Below are 17,258 nucleotides of genomic sequence, written 5' to 3' on the forward strand. Positions count from 1 at the left end.
CCCCTTATTAAGGGGGGTTAGGGGGGATCCCTGCTCCCTATTACAGGGATTTTCCGATGAATTGACCTCACTACCTTCAGGTGCAAGCCCCCTAAATCCCCCAATTCTGGGGGACTTTAACTCAATTCCCCCATCCTCAATTCCCCCCTTATTAAGGGGGGTTAGGGGGGATCCATACCACTCCGCTCTTTCCTTCGTATAATCCCGAATATTCCTCTGGAACACCTCAGCCATTTGATTCAAAATAGGTCTGAAATGACTAGGCTCGTCCTGAACATGAGCCAAAGAAAAGAATGGGGTAAGCAGACGTAGAGTCTCAACATCAGACAAGTTAGCTGGTTGTTCCTTAATTAAGGAAACAAGCAGTGATTCTAGGGTTTGGCAAGCCCCAGAAACCTCCTGCCAATAGCCCCCAGCATTCATGATCCCCCGCAATACCAGGTTAATTCCCGATATTTTGTCTGGTAAAGATTCCGATAAGGAATAGCACAATTTAGCGGTTTCTATGCCCTGGTCATAATTACGAGCATTTTGATAAAAGGTAGCGAGATGTCGTAATATTTCTATATTCTGAGGATTATGAAGATCTAAGGAGCGATAACGTTCCAGAAAACCAGCAGCGATGGTCGGTTGCTTTAAGGTATGACCAATTTTCATACAGGCTGACAGTAACGGCCAGAACCAAACCTCAGGATTGGGCAGGTAAGCTAAGCAAGCTTCGGTAAATTCTAGGGAGGTTGGATGCAATGGTTCGGCTTCTAGTATCTGCCCCAAAACCTCTGGTAATAATTGCTGATTGCATTCTATTCTTGGCTGGGTTTGTAGCAGTTCAATCACCCCCAGCTCCGTCAAGTCATCACCCCTAAAGGTTTCTAGCTTGATGCTTAGGGCAATAATTTCCAAGAGATTAGTCAGATCCGTGGGGCAAATTTCCCGCATATGCTGGCGGATTGCCCAGGCTACGGCATAATCGGCTAACCCCTGCCTGCGCTCAGCTTCGGTTTGCAACACCTGGAGCAGTTCCTCGGTCCAAGTCTCTAATTGCTCTGACTCCGCCTCCGCCATCACCAGCAGCCAAGTGGTTTGGGCTTCGGTTTCTTGACCCTGCAATAGGAACAGTAATCCTAAATGCCAGTAGTAGGCGATGACATCAGGTTCCGCTTCAATAGCCTGTTCGTATAAGCTTGCGGCCTTACTGTAGTCCCCCTGAATTAGATATTGCTCAGCTTGTTGCTGCCAGTTAGTCATACGTTTTTGCCAATTAAATTAAACAGATCACCCCATTTTCTAATACTATTCAAAACGTGATCAGCGGAATTGTCCACCTAAATATTTCCACAAAACAGAGTGGGTAGAACCCTCTACCCACTCTAAGTAAATATCTTATTTTAGGTGATTAAAACTGTCTCACTAAGATTTTAACCTAAGTGTTTATAAGCTTATAACTCCTTCCAGTCAGTATCTTCGTTGGCGCATTCTGGATTACCGTCACCATCAACAGTGGCTCCTTGTGTCTTAGCCTCTTGACCTCCTTTTCTCACAGATTTTATAGTTTCACACAATACAGCCAACGTGGTTGTCTCTTCGTTCTCTGTCTCACCTAAGGCTACGACTCCATAATATGCCTTAAGCGCAGATTCCGAATCACGTGTAGCAGCATCATCGGCTTCACCCGGAGTTCTTGGGTCTGCATAGTTAGAGACGCTGCCTGTCGGACCTCCATTTATACCGTAAATGTAGTGCTGAGTTACTGTTCTGATACCAAGACCTAACAGACCAAACTCAGATTCGGTAGCAAATACACTGTTTTCCAGGTAGTACGCTTGCTGAGCTCTATTCATGGAACCGACATAAGTTCTAGCTTCTGACTGCTTGGCCTTATTAGCTTGGTTCAAGAAAGAAGGCAAGGCAATGGCGGATAGAATTCCAATAATGATGATTACAACTAGTAGTTCAATTAGAGTAAAACCTTCGTCTTGCTTTTTCTGGGTCAGGTGCTGAAGTAGTTTAACTTTTAGATCAGTTTTCATAAGTCTTTTTACAGATGCGGGATGCTGATTTGTTGTAAGCAGTCAGCGGTCAGTGGTCAGTGGTCAGCTTTTTTTATTCAAAAGCTGTTCCCTTACCCTGGCCTACGGCCAATGGCTGAAAGCTGATAGCTGATAGCTGATAGCTGATAGCTGATAGCTGATAGCTGATAGCTGATAGCTGAAAGCTGAAAGCTGAAAGCTGATAGCTGATAGCTGAATGCTTACCAATTGTTTTCTTCTAGACTTAACTTACCCACTTGTTTTGATTTTCATATCATCTAGGGGAAAAAAAATTTTGAGGTGTGGGGATCCCCCTCCCGTCCCCCTTAATAAGGGGGAAGCTAGAGATGTAGGTGTAGGGTGCGTTAGGGGCGGGCTTGCCATCATGTTCAACACCGAGCGCCAGTGTTGAGAGAGCCCGCCCCGTAACGCACCACCAATGGGAGTAGGGTGTGGGGTGTGGGGTGTGGGGTGTGGGGAATCGGGAATCGGGAATCGGGAATCGGGAATCGGGAGCACTGTCCACCAGCAAGGGATGAATCGGTCAGGTTTGAATTAGATGTAGGGTGTGTTAGGGGCGGGCTTGCCATCATGTTCAACCTCGTAGGCAGTGTTGAGATAGTCCGCCCCGTAACGCACCGGAAGGGTTGGGTGGAGAGAGCTGGATGGGATTGACCTTGGCCAAAAGGCCAAGGGTGGCCTTTGGCCACGCTGGGCGAACGCGAATGGTCACGCGGGGCGCGATCGCATATCTCAAATCAACCAGGTTACCATGAAGATGTAGGGTGGGCAGTGTGTCAGACAAATCAGATCACAAAGCCATATTGACACTCCCCACGGTTAGAAACCGGGGGATTCTCGGTTCAGCGAGCCAACTTGCTCATCCAGGCCGGAACCAAGAAGAGTAGAGGTCGATTCTCCCCGAGCGTTCTGAAAAGTTCCCGTGTGCCCCACGGTACTCAAGGCTCTCGTTAAGATGTTTTTAGCGGCGTTATGATCGCGATCTAACTGACACCCACACTTACAGACATGGGTTCGAGTTGACAATGACTTCTTGACCACTTCACCGCAACTAGAACAATTTTGGCTAGTATAAGCAGGATTCACTGCGACAGTTATTCTTCCAAACTTTTGTCCAAAATATTCTAGCCACTCCCTGAACTGATACCAACCTGCATCATTAATAGACTTGGCAAGACAATGGTTTTTGACCAGGTTCTTAACTCTTAAATCTTCGTAGGCGACCAGGTCGTTAGACCGGATTACGCAACGCGCCAGTCTCTTGACATGTTCTTCACGCTGCCTACTTATTTTAAGATGTGTTCTACCCAGCCTATTAATAGCCTTGTTTCGGTTAGCTGAGCCTTTCTTTTTCCGGGAGACTCTACGCTGATAAAACTTTAATCGCTTTTCGCCTTTGCGATAGAATCTAGGGTTAGGTTCTGAGTACCCATCAGAGTCGGTGTAAAACTCTTTTAGTCCAACATCCAATCCAACAGTAAAACCAGTAGCTTCTAGCTGTTCTGAATTGTCGAGTTTTACGCAGAATTGAATGTAGTAGCCATCAGCTCTTTGTACAATGCGAACCCGCTTGATCAGTTTCTGGTCGAAACGCCACAATTCCCAGGTTCCTTTGAGCTTGACTAGCCCTATGCCTTTTTTGTCTGTGAATTTAATGGATTTTTTATCTAGAGATAATTTCCATCCAGATTGCTTATACTCAACAGACCTAGAATGCTTCTTGAACTTAGGGTATCCCTTCTTGCCTGGGATTTTCTTTTTGCAATTATCAAAGAACCGTTTAATGGCACGTTCTACGTTCTCAACAGAGGCTTGACAAGCATGACTGTTGAGGTCTTTGACAAACTTAAACTCTTCCCTTAATTGAGTGTTGTAGCGATAGAGTTCTTTCTTCCCTGCCCCGCGATTATCTATCCAGTACCTAAGCACTTTATTCCGGACAAATCGAGCAGTTCTGATAGCTTCATTAATTGCTAACTTTTGAGGCTCTTTTAGGACAGCTTTAAACTCCATAACCAACACTATAACATCACCTCCTTGGGTTGTTTATTTACTTACTATTATAGTCGAAACATTAAAGAGAAAGTTCCCGGGCAGTTAGGGAATAAATTCCTGTTCGGGCTAACCCCATGGATAGAATCCAGGGGCTTGCGCCCTCAGGGTCTTCGGTCAAAGTACACACTGCCCACCACCAAAGGATTAATCGGTAAGGTTTGAATTAGGATTGCAAAATTAATGGGATTGACCTTTGGTCACGCTACGCGAATGGCCACGCTACGCGAATGGTCACGCTACGCGATCGCATATCTCAAATAAACCAGGTTGCTCAAAGATAGCGCTATAATTAAGCTGTCAACCTGCTAACCTTCAGTTGTGGGGATCCCCCTCCCGTCCCCCTTAATAAGGGGGAAGCTAGAGATGTTGACATCCTCCCCTCCCGCGCGCAACTTCGCTATGCTCCGTTGCTTTGAGGAAGGGGATTCCAGAACCTCGCGATGCTGGTTTTCTGCTTCGTTCCCCGCCAACTAGAGCATCGTGACCGATACTCCCTGTCGCTCTGAGTCCACAGACATTTTCTAGTACGCTATGCCCTAGCGCAGATATTCCACGATTTCTAAGAACCTGAGAAGCTGCTACATCTCTTGTAGTTCTGTATCCACACTCATTACAGTGGTGGGAACGAACATCTAGAGTTTTCTTCCCTGTATGTGCGCCACAGTTAGGACAAGTTTGACTTGTGCCATCCTTGTTAACTTTGGCAAAATACACATTTCTGAGAAAACACACCCACTCAAGGATATTTACAAACTGACCAAAGCCAGCATCAGCACTATGTTTCGAGAGGATTCCTCTTTGCCAACTAACAAAGTTGATATCCTCAACAAATATCATGCCAGCACCATCACAAAGATGATGAGCTAGTTTAAAGTGCCAATCCTTTCTGGTATCCGATATGCGTTGATGTAGCCTAGCTATTTTTTGGTTTAACTTGTGTCGATTATTTGAACCTTTTTGCTTATTCTTTAGCCTACGTTGCAGCAATTTAAGCTGGCTTTGTAAGGTTTTGAGAAACAATGGTCGCTTAATCTCTTCACCGTCACTGGTAGCCACAAACTTATCAAAGCCTAAATCCAGTCCTCTAGGATGACCATGAGGTATGGGATTAGGAACATCAACATTTAGCTGTAGTGACAGCATCACAAAGTAACCAGATGCTTTTGAGACTATCCTTGCTTGGCGTACTTCAAACCCATGGGGAATCGGTCTTGACTGTCGCCATTGAACCCATCCCAACTTAGGAAACTTGATTGCATCATTTCTAATCGGGTCTAAACCTAGTTGTGGAAAGACAAACGAACGCATCCGATACTTATTCTTAAAGCGTGGAAAACCGAAACCTCTAGCTTTCATGTCATCCCAAGCTCTATCTAATGTTCTTAGAGTTTGCTGTAAAACTTGAGAATGAACCATCTTTAACTGAGGATATTGTTTCTTAGCCTCCGTTAGTTGCTTGGCTTGTTTGTGGTAATTGGGAAATGGTTCGTCAGCAGAAATGATGTATTCAGAATGAATCGAACAAGCATTGATAGCCGACTTACGAGAGTTACACCAATCTTTACGCTGTCTAAGCGCAAAGTTCCAAACACAACGGCACACATCTAAAGTTTGTTCGATGATGGCGGTCTGTTCGGGGGTTGGTTGTAGCTTGTATTCGTAAGTCATTGTTAGCATGGATTCATTCTAGCTTACATGAGCTATGATGCTGTGTAAAGATGTAATGTATTTGCCAATTTTCGGGGCATCGAACCCCTCAATTGGCTTGAGGGAGTCCATGTATCCCCGCCCTAAAACATTGCTCGTCTGAACGACTCGCTCGTTTTTGAGGACGGGGTTTTATAGCTCCCTCAAGCTCCCTCATTTGATAAACAAGAGCGATGGTTCCCCTCTTGTTAAGGGGGGATCCTATCTCAACACCCTACAAGCTCTATGGTTCACTCCAACACCACCATCGACGAACAACTGCGCCCTTTTCCAGACCATACCCAATTGCCGGAATCTGATGGAACTTTTGTCAACAACTTTCAGGAACATCCCCAAAGTATTCTTCTGACTGACTCCATCGAGCCAGTCTTGCAAGAGCTTCACCCGGACAATCGCTATGCCATCGGTCAAGATTGTGGGATTTACTGGCGGGAGACCACCCCTCCTGAAAAAGGTGCAGAAGCCCCGGATTGGTTTTATGTGCCTGACGTGCCCCCCCGACTTGATGGCCAGATTAGACGCTCTTATGTGTTGTGGCGGGAATATATAACACCTCTGATTGCCCTAGAGTTTGCATCAGGTACAGGTGCGGAAGAACGGGATCGGACACCGTTACAAGCCGTAGATGGTACTGTTCAAAAACCAGGGAAATTCTGGGTATACGAAAAAATTCTTCGCATTCCCTACTACGGCATCTTTATGATTAATACCGGGGAGTTGGAAGTGTACCACTGGGAAGATGGCACCTACGAGCGCATGAGTCCCAACCAGCGCAACCACTATCCCATTAATCGAATGAATGTAGAACTAGGGGTATGGCAAGGCACCTATCTCGGTCTAGCCGAACAACCTTGGTTGCGATGGTGGGATCGAGAGGGAAATCTACTACTAACTGGCAAGGAGCGGGCAGCCTACGCTGAGGCTCAAGCCCAGCAGGAGCAACAAAAGCGGCAACAGTTGGTAGCACAATTGAAGGCTCTGAGTCCCGAACAACTTCAGGCTTTAGGAATTGATGCGGCACTTTTGGAGTAGGGAATCGGGAATCGGGAGTCGGGAATCGGGAATCGGGAATCGGGAATCGGGAGAGGCGTAGGGTGCGTTAGGGGCGGGCTTGCCGTTATTTGTGGCCTCAACGCCCGGGTTGAGATAGTCCGCCCCGTAACGCACCACCTGGGGAGTGTGCAGAGAGCTGGATGGGATTGACCTTTGGTCACGCGGGGCGCGTTCGCATTTCTCAAAATTAATGCGATCGCACCGGTAACAAACCACCAAGATGATCTCAATGGGATCGCATATCTGGAAATTAATGCGATCGCACCGGTAACACACCACGAAGATGATCTCAATGGGATCGCATATCTGGAAATTAATGCGATCGCACCGGTAACACACCACGAAGATGATCTCAATGGGATCGCATATCTGGAAATTAATGCGATCGCATCCGGATGCTGCTGGCGAAATATAAGTTAACATCCAAAACACTTATTCTGCCGTTGATTACGTTACAAAACTATAAAATGTTTTTCGACCATTACACTGAATATCAAGGCTTTCAGCGTGTTAATAAATGTTTCGCCAGCAGCATCGCATCCGTAACGCACCACCAAGATGATCTCAATGCGATCACAAACTTCAAAGAAACTGATGGCTGATCCTGGTGCGTTACGGGACCGGCTGTCTCAACCCTGGCCAATCGGCCAAAAATCCAGGAGAGCCGGTCCCTAACGCACCCTACGGCTACCAACTAACTGTGGAATGGGCATCTTGGTGGAATGGGCATCTTGGTGGAATGGGCATCTTGGTGGAATGGGCATCTTGGTGGAATGGGCATCTTGCCCGTTACAATAGACCTCTTGCAAAAGTATTTTTCTAATAGTGTTCTTGATGCAATAGCGAGTGGTGGAAACCACGGCAGTCGCTCATGGGGGGAACCCCCAAGACCGCGCTGCCTCCCCAAGACCACTTAGGTGCGCTTACAGTCGTCGAATTAAATTCGCCACGGGTCGCACCTCTGCATCGCTTTGCGTCAATTCTTGTCCACTGTTCCGGTGATCCGCTGTTCCCTGTTCCCGACAACTGCCGCGAAGTCTAATATATTTTCGCGCGGGCAGCCAATCGGCCAAAAATCCAGGAGAGCCGGTCCCTAACGCACCCTAAGGCTACTGCCTGCCCACCAGCAAGGGATTAATCAGTGAGGTTTGAATCAGGATGGCTACGGCCAAACGCGATCGCAAACCTGACATCAACCGGTAATGGTGGGCAAAATTTCGATGATCTAGATTTCTCCAAAGCACCCTGGTGTTTTTGCCCACCCTACAACATTAATGGGTACGCATATCTGACATCAACCGGTAATGGTGGGCAAAATTCTGTGATCATGAACTACTCCAAAGCACCCTGGTGTTTTTGCCCACCCTACAACATTAATGGGTACGCATATCTGACATCAACCGGTAATGGTGGGCAAAATTCTGTGATCATGAACTACTCCAGAGCACCCTGGTGTTTTTGCCCACCCTACAACATTAATGGGTACGCATATCTGACATCAACCGGTAATGGTGGGCAAAATTCTGTGATCATGAACTACTCCAGAGCACCCTGGTGTTTTTGCCCACCCTACAAGCTGCTGCTTCGCGATCGCACTGATGGCTGATCCTGGTGCGTTACGGGACCGGCTGTCTCAACCCTGGCCAATCGGCCAAAAATCCAGGAGAGCCGGTCCCTAACACACCCTACGGCTACTAACCTTTAACCTTCAACCTGCCAACCTGCCAACCTGCCAACCTTCAACCTACCAACCTACAAACCTTCAACCTGCCAACCTTCAACCTTCAACCAAGATATACCCATAATTCTCCAATCCCATCAATGCCTCTTTCACCGTATCAAACGCCTTCTGCTCAGCTATCGGCTCCAGGGTTACGGGATCCACTGGGCGCAATCTCTGCCATCGCTCTACTAAAGATGGCATCGACTGAGGGGAATCAAATAGAGGTAATAAACAAGAGGCAACGGCACTGTCTACCAGAGACTCCACTCCACTCACTGGTAGATACCTACTAATTTCAAAAGGCTGTAATTCAGTAATGGCTTTGAGAATATTTTGTTTCACGTCTGGTATATTCAGCTGAGGATGGAGATGTACCTTAGCCTTCTGCCAATCGGACAGTGTCCACTCGGAAATTGGAGTAAAGGATTGGCCTTGCTCGGGATGTCCACACCAGAAATCTATGAGCCGATGAACAGGATGTAATAGCTCAAACAAATGCAGTCGGTCTTCCACAGAAATATCTGGCAAGCTCATGGCCAAAAACACTGGCAAATTGTCTGGTTCTTTAAATAGACTCATTAAATCCCATTGTCGCCAATGGACCATACTGATGAATTCTAGATTAGCCTCTCTTAAGCCAGCGAATAAATCAGGAATGGTGTAGCCTTTATCCCCTTGGAAAAGATAGTTCATTAAAACTGTTTCTTTTCCGTCTTCCCTCTCATATTTAGGATCCCATGTTCTAGCTTTTAGTTCAACATTATTCTTTAACGCTTTCATGGTATTTAAAGCAATGTCAATCTCCATATCTTCGGGATTTTCATCAAATAATCCCATCACATGGAAGACTTCTTGTGCCCGAAAATACAGGTGACGTTGATGCTTACTGTGTAGATTGCTGCGAATTATTCCCTGAGGCTTCAAAACCGCTTTCATCGCTTTCAGGGCAACAGCTGGATCAGGAAATAAATACAGTAGCTCGTCGCAATTAATATAATCAAATTCCCAACCAGCGCTAGGTAAGTCATAAATAGAGAGCTGATGAAATTCTGCCTCATCAAACCCATAATGGCTTAATCGTTTACGGGCTAAATCCAGAGACTGCTCCGAAATATCAATCCCAATAATTTTGGCTCCGGGATTCGCTTCTGCTAAGGTTAATGAGCCGTATCCCGTGCCACAGCCAGCATCTAAAATTACTTTCTGGTCTGGATTAATGACTTGGTGATTTCTTAAATAATAGGGGGTAACTAAATTATGGAAATAAAGTAAGCTTAGCTGCTTTTTTGGGGAGCGGTCGATGGGAATTCTGGGATAGGGGCCAAAATCAAATTGTTGACGAATTTTTTCTTGTAATTCAGAGGCGTTTGTATCCATAATTAGGGAGTAGGGAGTAGGGAGTAGGGAGCTATCAGTTATCAGCTATCAGTTATCAGCTATCAGTTATCAGCTTTCAGTTATCAGCTATCAGCTTTCAGCTTTCAGCTTTCAGCTTTCAGCTTTTAGCTTATGCGCTACGCGCACGCTACGCGAACAGCCATTGGCCACACTACTTTAGGTGCTTTTGAATAAAATAAGCTGACGGCTGATAGCTGACTGCTGACTGCTGACCGCTGACCGCTGACTGCTGACTGCTAACTGCTTACCTTATAACCTGAATACAACCTTTCACAATCTTGATGATAAGTTTACCAAAGATTTATAAAGAATGTCCAGATTGTTGGGTAGTATGACCTAGGTAAAATAATCAGGGATTTAGATGGCTGAATTATCATCATCATTAGCTGTCACCAAAGGGATGGCTAAAAAATTAGCTATGGCTACAGCATCAGCAGCATTGATGACTGTGGTAATGCCTAGTGTGGCCCAGGCAGTTACCCTAGTTAAAAATGTAGTTGTTAAGCCCCCCGTTGGTGAGGAGCCTACTGCCCAACTTTGTCTTCCTTTTTGTAAAACTGGGGATTCCATTACCACAGATCTCGGGCGTAGAGTGGTAATTGGAAATAACATCGACAAGACCTTAACCAGTATACTCTACACAATTCCTGGCGAAGAAGATGCAGCCTGGAGTAAGGAAAGTATTTCTGATATTTTCAGTGAACTTATCTTTTCTAAGGATATGAAAAAACTGTTGCTAACCTCAGGGAGTGTTGCTCCTGGTGAGGCAGTTCTTGCTTTTCGAGAAGCTGATCAAAATGTGACCTTTGACATTACAGTGTTTTATGACGGAGCCCCGGCTACCGTTCCTGAACCAACCACTGTATTCGGTATATTAGCTGTTGGTGCATTAACTGCTACCTCAGCTCTCAAGAAGAAGCTTTAGGTCTGGGCTAGGGGAGTAGGGAGTAGGGAGTAGGAACCCACCCCTAACCCCTCCCAGGAGGGGAACGGGAATCGGGAGTCGAGAATAGTTGAAGAAGCGATGCTCCTTTGGAGCCGCTGCGCGATGAAGCGTTCGCGTAGCGTGGCCAAAGGCCTCAGCTTCCGCTAAAAGCGATCGCATTTATCCTCCCCACTCTCCCCTCCTGTGAGATCATGTCGGAATCATTACCCTTAATCAAAATCTCCCCCATCTCCCCATCCTTACAAGGGTAGGTTTTTTACAAAGGAGCGAGTAGCTACTTTCATGATTGTAGAAACCCCGGAAAATATGTATTAAAATACACAATGATTTCCGTTAAAATTCTAACTATTTGTATCAAAATACACAATAGTTTCCGGGAGAATTCTGCCCATTTCCCGATTCCCGATTCCCGATTCCCGACTCCCGACTCCCGTTCCCCTCCTGGGAGGGGTTAGGGGTGGGTTCCTACTCCCTACTCCCTATTAAAATTACCAAGGATTCCCCACAATAGTAAACCATGCCCAATAGTAAGGATGGGATAAATTATTATTAGTGTTAGTATTATCCTTAAGCATCTCTACTTGGGCTAACCTTAAGGCTTCTGCTTTTATAGGGACTACTTTTAAATGGTCATAAAAAGATTTCAGGAGTTTAAACGTTCCATTTTGAGGCACTGCTAACAAACTAGCTAAAACCGATTGCACTTTGGATTGATAGGCAAATCCAGCAAATCCTAATTCATACTGTTGATTGCCAAGGGCTGTATCACAAGCACTTAAGACTAATAAGTTGACCGGTGGTTGCTCTAATCCCAAAGTTTCAAATTTTCCTAATCCTAATCGTTTTTTACCGAACTGAATGTAGGAATCATTAGCATTAGACCGAAATTTACCATGGGTTCCTAAATGAAGGATATTAAAAGATTTCTGATTAATTTCATCCTGGAGATTAGCGATAGTGAAGTTTTCGTTTTCTAGGGCTTTAGCTGACCAGGTATTGACTAAATGCTCGATTAGTTTGGGAACATAGGGTAAGTCTCGATGCTGGTGAAATTTTTCCGTGCCCATAGCCAGCACTGGGGCTTTTCTGACATCGGTATAGTTGGTATCGGTCAAGCTCAAACTAGGCACTAAACCAACACTGTATTTTTCCACAATAAAGCTTTCGCCATCATGGAGGGCGGCTAAAGGGAGAGACTGCAAGCTTTTATCCATCACAAACACCAAGTTATTGATGTTTTGTTCATCTAATGTCTTCTGGAGGGGTTTAATCAGTAATTGATAGAGTTGTTGGGATTTGGCTAGGTCTTGTGGTCGAAAAACCCCTGCTCTAGGAGATGCTACACTATCCCGGAATGATTGAGCTAAGGCTAACACTTGCTCCCGGCTGGTATTAGCAATCCGTTTGTAGATCATTTTGCCTTGGCTAGTTACCAATACCAGTTCTAACGGAGCATTAGGCTTGGGCTCTACAATTACATTAGGATTGATGTTGAGGAATTCGGTTTTTAAGACAACGTCTCGTCCTGGTAAATTTCCAGAATTCCGAAAAAAGACATAGATCAGTGCTGGTCTAGCATCGGTAACTTGTTCAATTTCCTTGAGTTCTGTTTGAATGTCTTTGGCTGTTTTAATCTCAGCAACAGATGACTCCCCTTGACCGTTGGCTTGACCGGTGGCTTGACTGGTGACTTGACTGGTAACTTGACTGGTAAAATAATCCTCTAGTTGATAGACTAGCATTTCTTTGGACAATGCTTCAGTTTCTTCTATCATCAATGGTGGGAGGATTTCCTGTGGTAACTCAGGTAAATCTGGCTCACTATTGGTTACTTCAGTATTACTAGTATTAGGAGATGACTGAGTAATCAGCTCAGTAATCAGTTGAATCTGACTGGGAAAATTACCCTGAGTATAGGACTCCAGAAACCGTTGCGTTGGCAAAATAGAATTCTGTGTGCCAGTGGTAATGGCTCCAGCGGTACCATTGATGCTGGCATCCCCGACAGTAAAGGGTATGGAACTAGCTGCGCCATTATGTCGGATGATGACTGACCCTCCTGCCACTCCGCCCCTAGTGGAAATACTAGCTGTGGTCTGATTGCGTCCGCTAAAGGTATCGGTAGCTCGGAAAAATCGACCAGCGGTAATATCAACATCACCACCACTACCGTTTTCTCCCCCTTGAGCATTAATCGCCCTGACTTCCACATCTCCAATCGGGTCGATAATCACATTTCCGCCATCACCAAGACTACCGCTAGTATTAATTAAGCCAGTCTTAATGGTAGTGGAAGCATCGATAACAAGATTACCACCACTAATACCAGAGGTGTTGAGGTTTTCTGTGAATACCTCTCCATTCCTAGCGGTAAGGTTGATATCGGAGCCATTGGTGATAATGTTCTCAACTGCAATACTTTGATTGGCCTCTAGAGTAATCGAAGCATCGTCTATGCCTTGAATTGTGCCATTGGCGATGATGGCACCTGATCCGGCTGGGGCTTGAATGGTTACTGGGTCTTGGAAGGTGACCCCAGTTTCAGCAATGGTAATGTTAGCGCTACTGTTAGGATTACCGATAGTGATAGCAGTAAAGCCATCTTGCAGGAAGTTGATTTCTTGGGCAGTTAGAGCTATAATACCAGTCTGGCTCCTGTGATTGCCACCAATTGCGATCGCTTGATCAGCGCTGAACGGTTGTAATGTAATGGTGGCATTCCCTTGAACTATGTCGTTAAAGTTAATTTCATCAGCAGTTAGGGTAATATCTCCTAGGGGAATGGTGCCTCCCACTGCATCATTAAACTGAATGGTGCCAGTGCCAGCATTAACGCTCAGGTCTTGATTACCGTCAACGGTATCATTAAAGGTAATGTTACCGCTAGTGCTAGTGATGTTAGCACTAGTGTTAGGGCTAGTCGGATCAAGATTGAGGGGTTTGAGGAAGCTAATGTTACCACTCCCAGATGTCACAGTGCTGTTGAGATTGATTTGAGTAGTATTGAATTGCCCAATGGAGATACTCCCTGAACCCTGAGCACGGATGGGTTGATCAATGGTGATAGTACCAGGTATATCTTGTCCGAGACGAATGCTGCCATTTTTAGCAGCGCTAATCCCATTCACACCAGCCACGGAGGTGATCACAGCATTGGGGTCTTGAAGGTTAAGGATAATATCGCCACTATTGCGGGTAACGGCAGCAATATTCTTAGCTTGAACATCTATACCATTAGCATCGGCGTAGCTAAATCCATTTTCAGCATCGAATAAAACTGCCCCTTGTTCCCCATCAATGGTTACTTCAGTCCCCAGATTATCAAAGATGGTACCAGCAGAGATAAATTGAGCTGTCTGATTATTAGCCAGTTGGACAGCAGGATTGGTGTCACTGCTGAGAAAGTGAATATCCCCGCCTCTGACAATAACATTGAGATTGGCCTGACTCAGGTCAAAGTTGCGGATTCTTACATCACCGGTAAATTCAGGATTTCCAATTGTTAAGGTACCGGAAGTGCCTAGAGCGAGATTATTGAACAAATCCGCTGTGGTGATTTGGAAGGTGCCACCAGCATCTTTCCCTATGCCCAAAGTAGTATTAGGGTCTTTTGGTTGGATAGTGATGCTTTCAGCCATCAGCTGGGAAATCACTTCAATCCCACCAGCGGTAATCAAAACATCTTTAATCTTACTGGCTTGTAAGGGTTGCTCCGGATTGCCGAGACTGACTTGACCATCGGTATCAATGACTAGAGTGCTGGGGCTGTTGATGGGATTTTTGATAGTAATGTTACCGTTGGTAGCTGTGATTGCGATCGCTCCCCCATTTTCTGATTCCGATCCAGCATTGATACCGCTACCCCCACTATTGATTTGGATATCACCACCTCTGCTAGTTACGGTGACATCACCGGCCCCTGACCCACCAAAGGAATCAATACTAGGAATTTGAATAGTAGGTTGAGTGGTGGATAATTGACTATTGCCATCAGCATTTAGGGTAATATCCCCTCCCCTACCAGTATTATTAGCAGTATCTAAGCGATTATTCTTAGTGACTTCGATAGTGCTGCGAGAGTCAATCAGGATTTGTGGGGAATTAGTATTAGGATTACTATTACTTAAACCACCGGTCTTAATAGTGTCAACTTGAATTGCACCAGTGGTTAATGCAGTATTAGGCGAATACTGATTGGTTATCGAGACCAATCCATCCCGAGCTACGGTAATATCGCTAACTTTGATATCGGCACTGGTGGCATTACTGCTAAAATTATTACTAAAATCAAGATTACCTGAATTGTTTCCTGGCACTCCTCCTTGTTGTGTCCAATCAATCCCAGCTCTAATATCTAAGGTCGCCTGATTAGCACCATCAATCACCAAATTACTTTGGTCAGATAGAGTGACATTGGCTAGATTAGCAAGGATGGGATCGGAGTGGGTTGGACTAATCTTAGGGTTAGGCTGATCAGTAGGATTAATCGCAATCTCGCCTAAGGTAACACTACCCCCTGCTAAAATATGTAAGGAAGCGCCTTGATAGTTGCCTAGACTGACATCACCATTTGCTAGAATGATGGAATCATCAGGACTAATCCAATTCCCTGGACTACCATCTAACTGCTCAATCCGAAAACTAGCGCCTGTTTGATAGCGACTACTGCCTTGTACTGGATTAGCGGAACGCAGTACCATGTTGCCACCAGAGAATAAACCACTAGCTTGATGATTGGGGGTTGAAATCTCTATGGCTTGATTGCCCTGGATGGATAAATTGCCGAGGGCTTCAGCAATAAAGGGGCGCGCTAGACTATCATGCGATCGCACTGTATTGCCAGCCAACAGATTCAAATCCCCAGTGGTAGAGAGCTGGCTTTCGACTAAGGTGAGATTATTAGCAGCTGATAGTGTAGCAGTCTGAGCGTTTACCTCCCGAGCCACCACATCACCCATCTCAATCGGTAAACCAGAATCCGCGAGCTGTACTTTACCATCTGGCTTCACCACAATCGGTGTCTGTAACCCTTCAACTCCGTCGGTCAACAAGGTTGGTAAATCCTGAGGTGTAAATGGTAGCTGCTCCCCATCAGCATCCGTTGGTAATTCAATTTCGATATTTAATAGGTGTCCTGGTTGGCTAATCCTAACTAAATTAGCACCATCTACAGCAGCCAGAGTAACCGTTCCGTTGGCAGCACTTACGTTTCCAGTACTGATCACACTGCCGCCGATTAAGCTTAAGTTATTACCCTCTAGTAGTTCCAGATTCCCAGCATTAATAATACTCCCTGGTTGAGTCGAGTCAAAGGCCAAAGTCTGGGGATTACCGATTAAAGTTTGATAGTCATTTGACCCAAAGCTAGTGAACCAATTGTCTTCACCAAACCCAATCCGATTCGCTGTTGTTACGGTTAAATCACCTGGGATATTCAGACGAGCATTAGCACCAAACACCCATCCCGCTGGATTCATTAAAAATAAGTTTGAGTTACCTCCAGCTATTCGAATTAACCCGTCAACAATTGACGGCTTACCCCCAATCACCCGACCCAAAATATTACGAATTCGGGGATTAGACAGAAACGTAACTGTCTGTTCTGCCGTCAGACCAAATTCTTGAAAACTATGGAATAAATTGGCGCTATCTCCGGAAACTGTACCCCCGTCAACCGTCAACTCATTGCCATAAATTGTAATACTAGTGCCCGTACCATCTGTGGCTGGTATAATAGATTCAGCCTTAGCGACATGGACGGGATACAGTATGGCTATACCTAAATAAATTTCTCCAACTAGAGAAAAAAGTTTCCACAACCAGTTACTATGCCACCCAACAGCTTTCACGAGTCGATGCTCCCACTACACCAATAACTTACACCAATCACCTAAACTAATCATAACTTACTTAATCGCTACTTAATCCCTTACCTAACTTAATCCCTTACCTAACTTAATCGCTATTTAATTTCTTTATATTAGGTAATTTAACTGCATAATTTTGAATTGATCAACCTATGTAGTCACACATCATAATTATTCAGTTGCTTGCTAATTTATTTAATTGCTGAATTGTCATATTAATTGTAATATTAATTGGTTACAAAAATCCGCCTCCCTGGTTTATAGCAGAAGTCATTTGTCAGAAGTCATTTGTCAGAAGTCAAACTCTTGCGCTTACAAAGGGTTTGAGACTTTTGTCATGTCCTAACTGCCCTGGCGACTGCTATACTTGCTTTCTTGGGTTTACTTGCTTTCTTGGCGTCCTTCCCGTCTTCGCCGTTGATCAAACACCCCCCTTCCTCAAATGTTACCATCATCAG

General features: G+C 45.2%; 19 protein-coding genes. 7 read left to right on the forward strand and 12 right to left on the reverse strand.

What is annotated here, in order from left to right:
- The 7 genes from F6K64_RS23850 to F6K64_RS23880 all read right to left on the reverse strand — a co-directional run.
- Positions 1 to 1,248, reverse strand: a 1,248-nt coding sequence (locus tag F6K64_RS23850; RefSeq protein ID WP_502708062.1) for a tetratricopeptide repeat protein, incomplete at its 3' end; no start/stop codon positions are given.
- 191 nt (positions 1,249 to 1,439) lie between these two features.
- Positions 1,440 to 2,030: a type IV pilin-like G/H family protein gene (locus F6K64_RS23855; RefSeq protein ID WP_287266467.1), complete on the reverse strand. Its 591-nt coding sequence runs from the start codon at positions 2,028 to 2,030 to the stop codon at positions 1,440 to 1,442.
- A gap of 102 nt (positions 2,031 to 2,132) precedes the next feature.
- Entirely contained in the window at positions 2,133 to 2,258 is a 126-nt protein-coding gene (locus F6K64_RS23860; RefSeq protein ID WP_287266469.1) for a hypothetical protein, read from the reverse strand.
- 161 nt (positions 2,259 to 2,419) lie between these two features.
- Complete coding sequence (locus F6K64_RS23865) at positions 2,420 to 2,620, reverse strand: hypothetical protein (protein ID WP_287266471.1); 201 nt, start codon at positions 2,618 to 2,620, stop codon at positions 2,420 to 2,422.
- Positions 2,621 to 2,625: 5 nt separating this feature from the next.
- Positions 2,626 to 2,835 carry a hypothetical protein gene (locus F6K64_RS23870; protein ID WP_131827091.1) on the reverse strand — a complete coding sequence of 70 codons (210 nt, stop codon included), beginning with the start codon at positions 2,833 to 2,835 and terminating at the stop codon, positions 2,626 to 2,628.
- Between the two features lie 35 nt (positions 2,836 to 2,870).
- Positions 2,871 to 4,073, reverse strand: a complete 1,203-nt coding sequence (locus tag F6K64_RS23875) for an RNA-guided endonuclease InsQ/TnpB family protein (RefSeq protein WP_287250560.1) — start codon at positions 4,071 to 4,073, stop codon at positions 2,871 to 2,873.
- A gap of 390 nt (positions 4,074 to 4,463) precedes the next feature.
- The gene (locus tag F6K64_RS23880) at positions 4,464 to 5,783 is read right to left on the reverse strand and encodes an RNA-guided endonuclease InsQ/TnpB family protein (protein WP_131827092.1); all 1,320 of its coding nucleotides are present in this window, start codon (positions 5,781 to 5,783) and stop codon (positions 4,464 to 4,466) included.
- A gap of 255 nt (positions 5,784 to 6,038) precedes the next feature.
- Here F6K64_RS23880 and F6K64_RS23885 point away from each other — a divergent pair, with 255 nt between their 5' ends.
- A complete protein-coding gene (locus tag F6K64_RS23885) occupies positions 6,039 to 6,845 on the forward strand; it encodes a Uma2 family endonuclease (protein ID WP_287266474.1) in 807 nt (268 codons plus the stop codon).
- Here the strand turns inward: F6K64_RS23885 and F6K64_RS23890 are convergent.
- Positions 6,816 to 6,980, reverse strand: coding sequence for a hypothetical protein (locus F6K64_RS23890; RefSeq protein ID WP_165691846.1), 165 nt, complete (start codon positions 6,978 to 6,980; stop codon positions 6,816 to 6,818). The genes F6K64_RS23885 and F6K64_RS23890 overlap by 30 nt on opposite strands.
- Positions 6,981 to 7,019: 39 nt before the next feature.
- Between F6K64_RS23890 and F6K64_RS23895 the strand changes: the two genes are divergently transcribed.
- The 3 genes from F6K64_RS23895 to F6K64_RS23905 are packed head-to-tail and all read left to right on the forward strand — an operon-like array spanning position 7,020 to position 7,689.
- The gene (locus F6K64_RS23895; RefSeq protein ID WP_008190889.1) at positions 7,020 to 7,286 is read left to right on the forward strand and encodes a hypothetical protein; all 267 of its coding nucleotides are present in this window, start codon (positions 7,020 to 7,022) and stop codon (positions 7,284 to 7,286) included.
- Between the two features lie 47 nt (positions 7,287 to 7,333).
- Positions 7,334 to 7,468 (forward strand): hypothetical protein, encoded by a 135-nt coding sequence (locus F6K64_RS23900; RefSeq protein WP_267872124.1) that lies wholly within the window; start codon positions 7,334 to 7,336, stop codon positions 7,466 to 7,468.
- A gap of 5 nt (positions 7,469 to 7,473) precedes the next feature.
- Complete coding sequence (locus tag F6K64_RS23905; protein WP_008190891.1) at positions 7,474 to 7,689, forward strand: hypothetical protein; 216 nt, start codon at positions 7,474 to 7,476, stop codon at positions 7,687 to 7,689.
- Positions 7,690 to 7,789: 100 nt separating this feature from the next.
- On the opposite strand, the gene F6K64_RS23910 is transcribed toward F6K64_RS23905, so the two are convergent.
- Positions 7,790 to 7,939 carry a hypothetical protein gene (locus tag F6K64_RS23910; RefSeq protein ID WP_287250552.1) on the reverse strand — a complete coding sequence of 50 codons (150 nt, stop codon included), beginning with the start codon at positions 7,937 to 7,939 and terminating at the stop codon, positions 7,790 to 7,792.
- Positions 7,940 to 8,007: 68 nt separating this feature from the next.
- Between F6K64_RS23910 and F6K64_RS23915 the strand changes: the two genes are divergently transcribed.
- The gene (locus F6K64_RS23915; protein ID WP_044495560.1) at positions 8,008 to 8,472 is read left to right on the forward strand and encodes a hypothetical protein; all 465 of its coding nucleotides are present in this window, start codon (positions 8,008 to 8,010) and stop codon (positions 8,470 to 8,472) included.
- Positions 8,473 to 8,643: 171 nt separating this feature from the next.
- On the opposite strand, the gene F6K64_RS23920 is transcribed toward F6K64_RS23915, so the two are convergent.
- Positions 8,644 to 9,966 (reverse strand): class I SAM-dependent methyltransferase, encoded by a 1,323-nt coding sequence (locus F6K64_RS23920; protein ID WP_008190894.1) that lies wholly within the window; start codon positions 9,964 to 9,966, stop codon positions 8,644 to 8,646.
- Positions 9,967 to 10,348: 382 nt separating this feature from the next.
- Between F6K64_RS23920 and F6K64_RS23925 the strand changes: the two genes are divergently transcribed.
- Positions 10,349 to 10,912: a PEP-CTERM sorting domain-containing protein gene (locus tag F6K64_RS23925; protein ID WP_008190896.1), complete on the forward strand. Its 564-nt coding sequence runs from the start codon at positions 10,349 to 10,351 to the stop codon at positions 10,910 to 10,912.
- Here F6K64_RS23925 and F6K64_RS23930 read toward each other — a convergent pair.
- Positions 10,889 to 11,092, reverse strand: coding sequence for a hypothetical protein (locus tag F6K64_RS23930; RefSeq protein WP_287266477.1), 204 nt, complete (start codon positions 11,090 to 11,092; stop codon positions 10,889 to 10,891). The two genes, F6K64_RS23925 and F6K64_RS23930, sit on opposite strands and share 24 nt — an antisense overlap.
- 164 nt (positions 11,093 to 11,256) lie before the next feature.
- Here F6K64_RS23930 and F6K64_RS23935 point away from each other — a divergent pair, with 164 nt between their 5' ends.
- A complete protein-coding gene (locus F6K64_RS23935) occupies positions 11,257 to 11,388 on the forward strand; it encodes a hypothetical protein (protein WP_287266480.1) in 132 nt (43 codons plus the stop codon).
- A 33-nt stretch (positions 11,389 to 11,421) separates the two neighbouring features.
- On the opposite strand, the gene F6K64_RS23940 is transcribed toward F6K64_RS23935, so the two are convergent.
- Positions 11,422 to 16,782: a CHAT domain-containing protein gene (locus tag F6K64_RS23940; RefSeq protein ID WP_287266483.1), complete on the reverse strand. Its 5,361-nt coding sequence runs from the start codon at positions 16,780 to 16,782 to the stop codon at positions 11,422 to 11,424.
- Positions 16,783 to 17,258 lie beyond the last annotated feature (476 nt).

Origin of the sequence: Moorena sp. SIO3A2 (genome assembly GCF_010672265.1) — a bacterium.
Taxonomy (GTDB): Bacteria; Cyanobacteriota; Cyanobacteriia; order Cyanobacteriales; family Coleofasciculaceae; genus Moorena; species Moorena producens.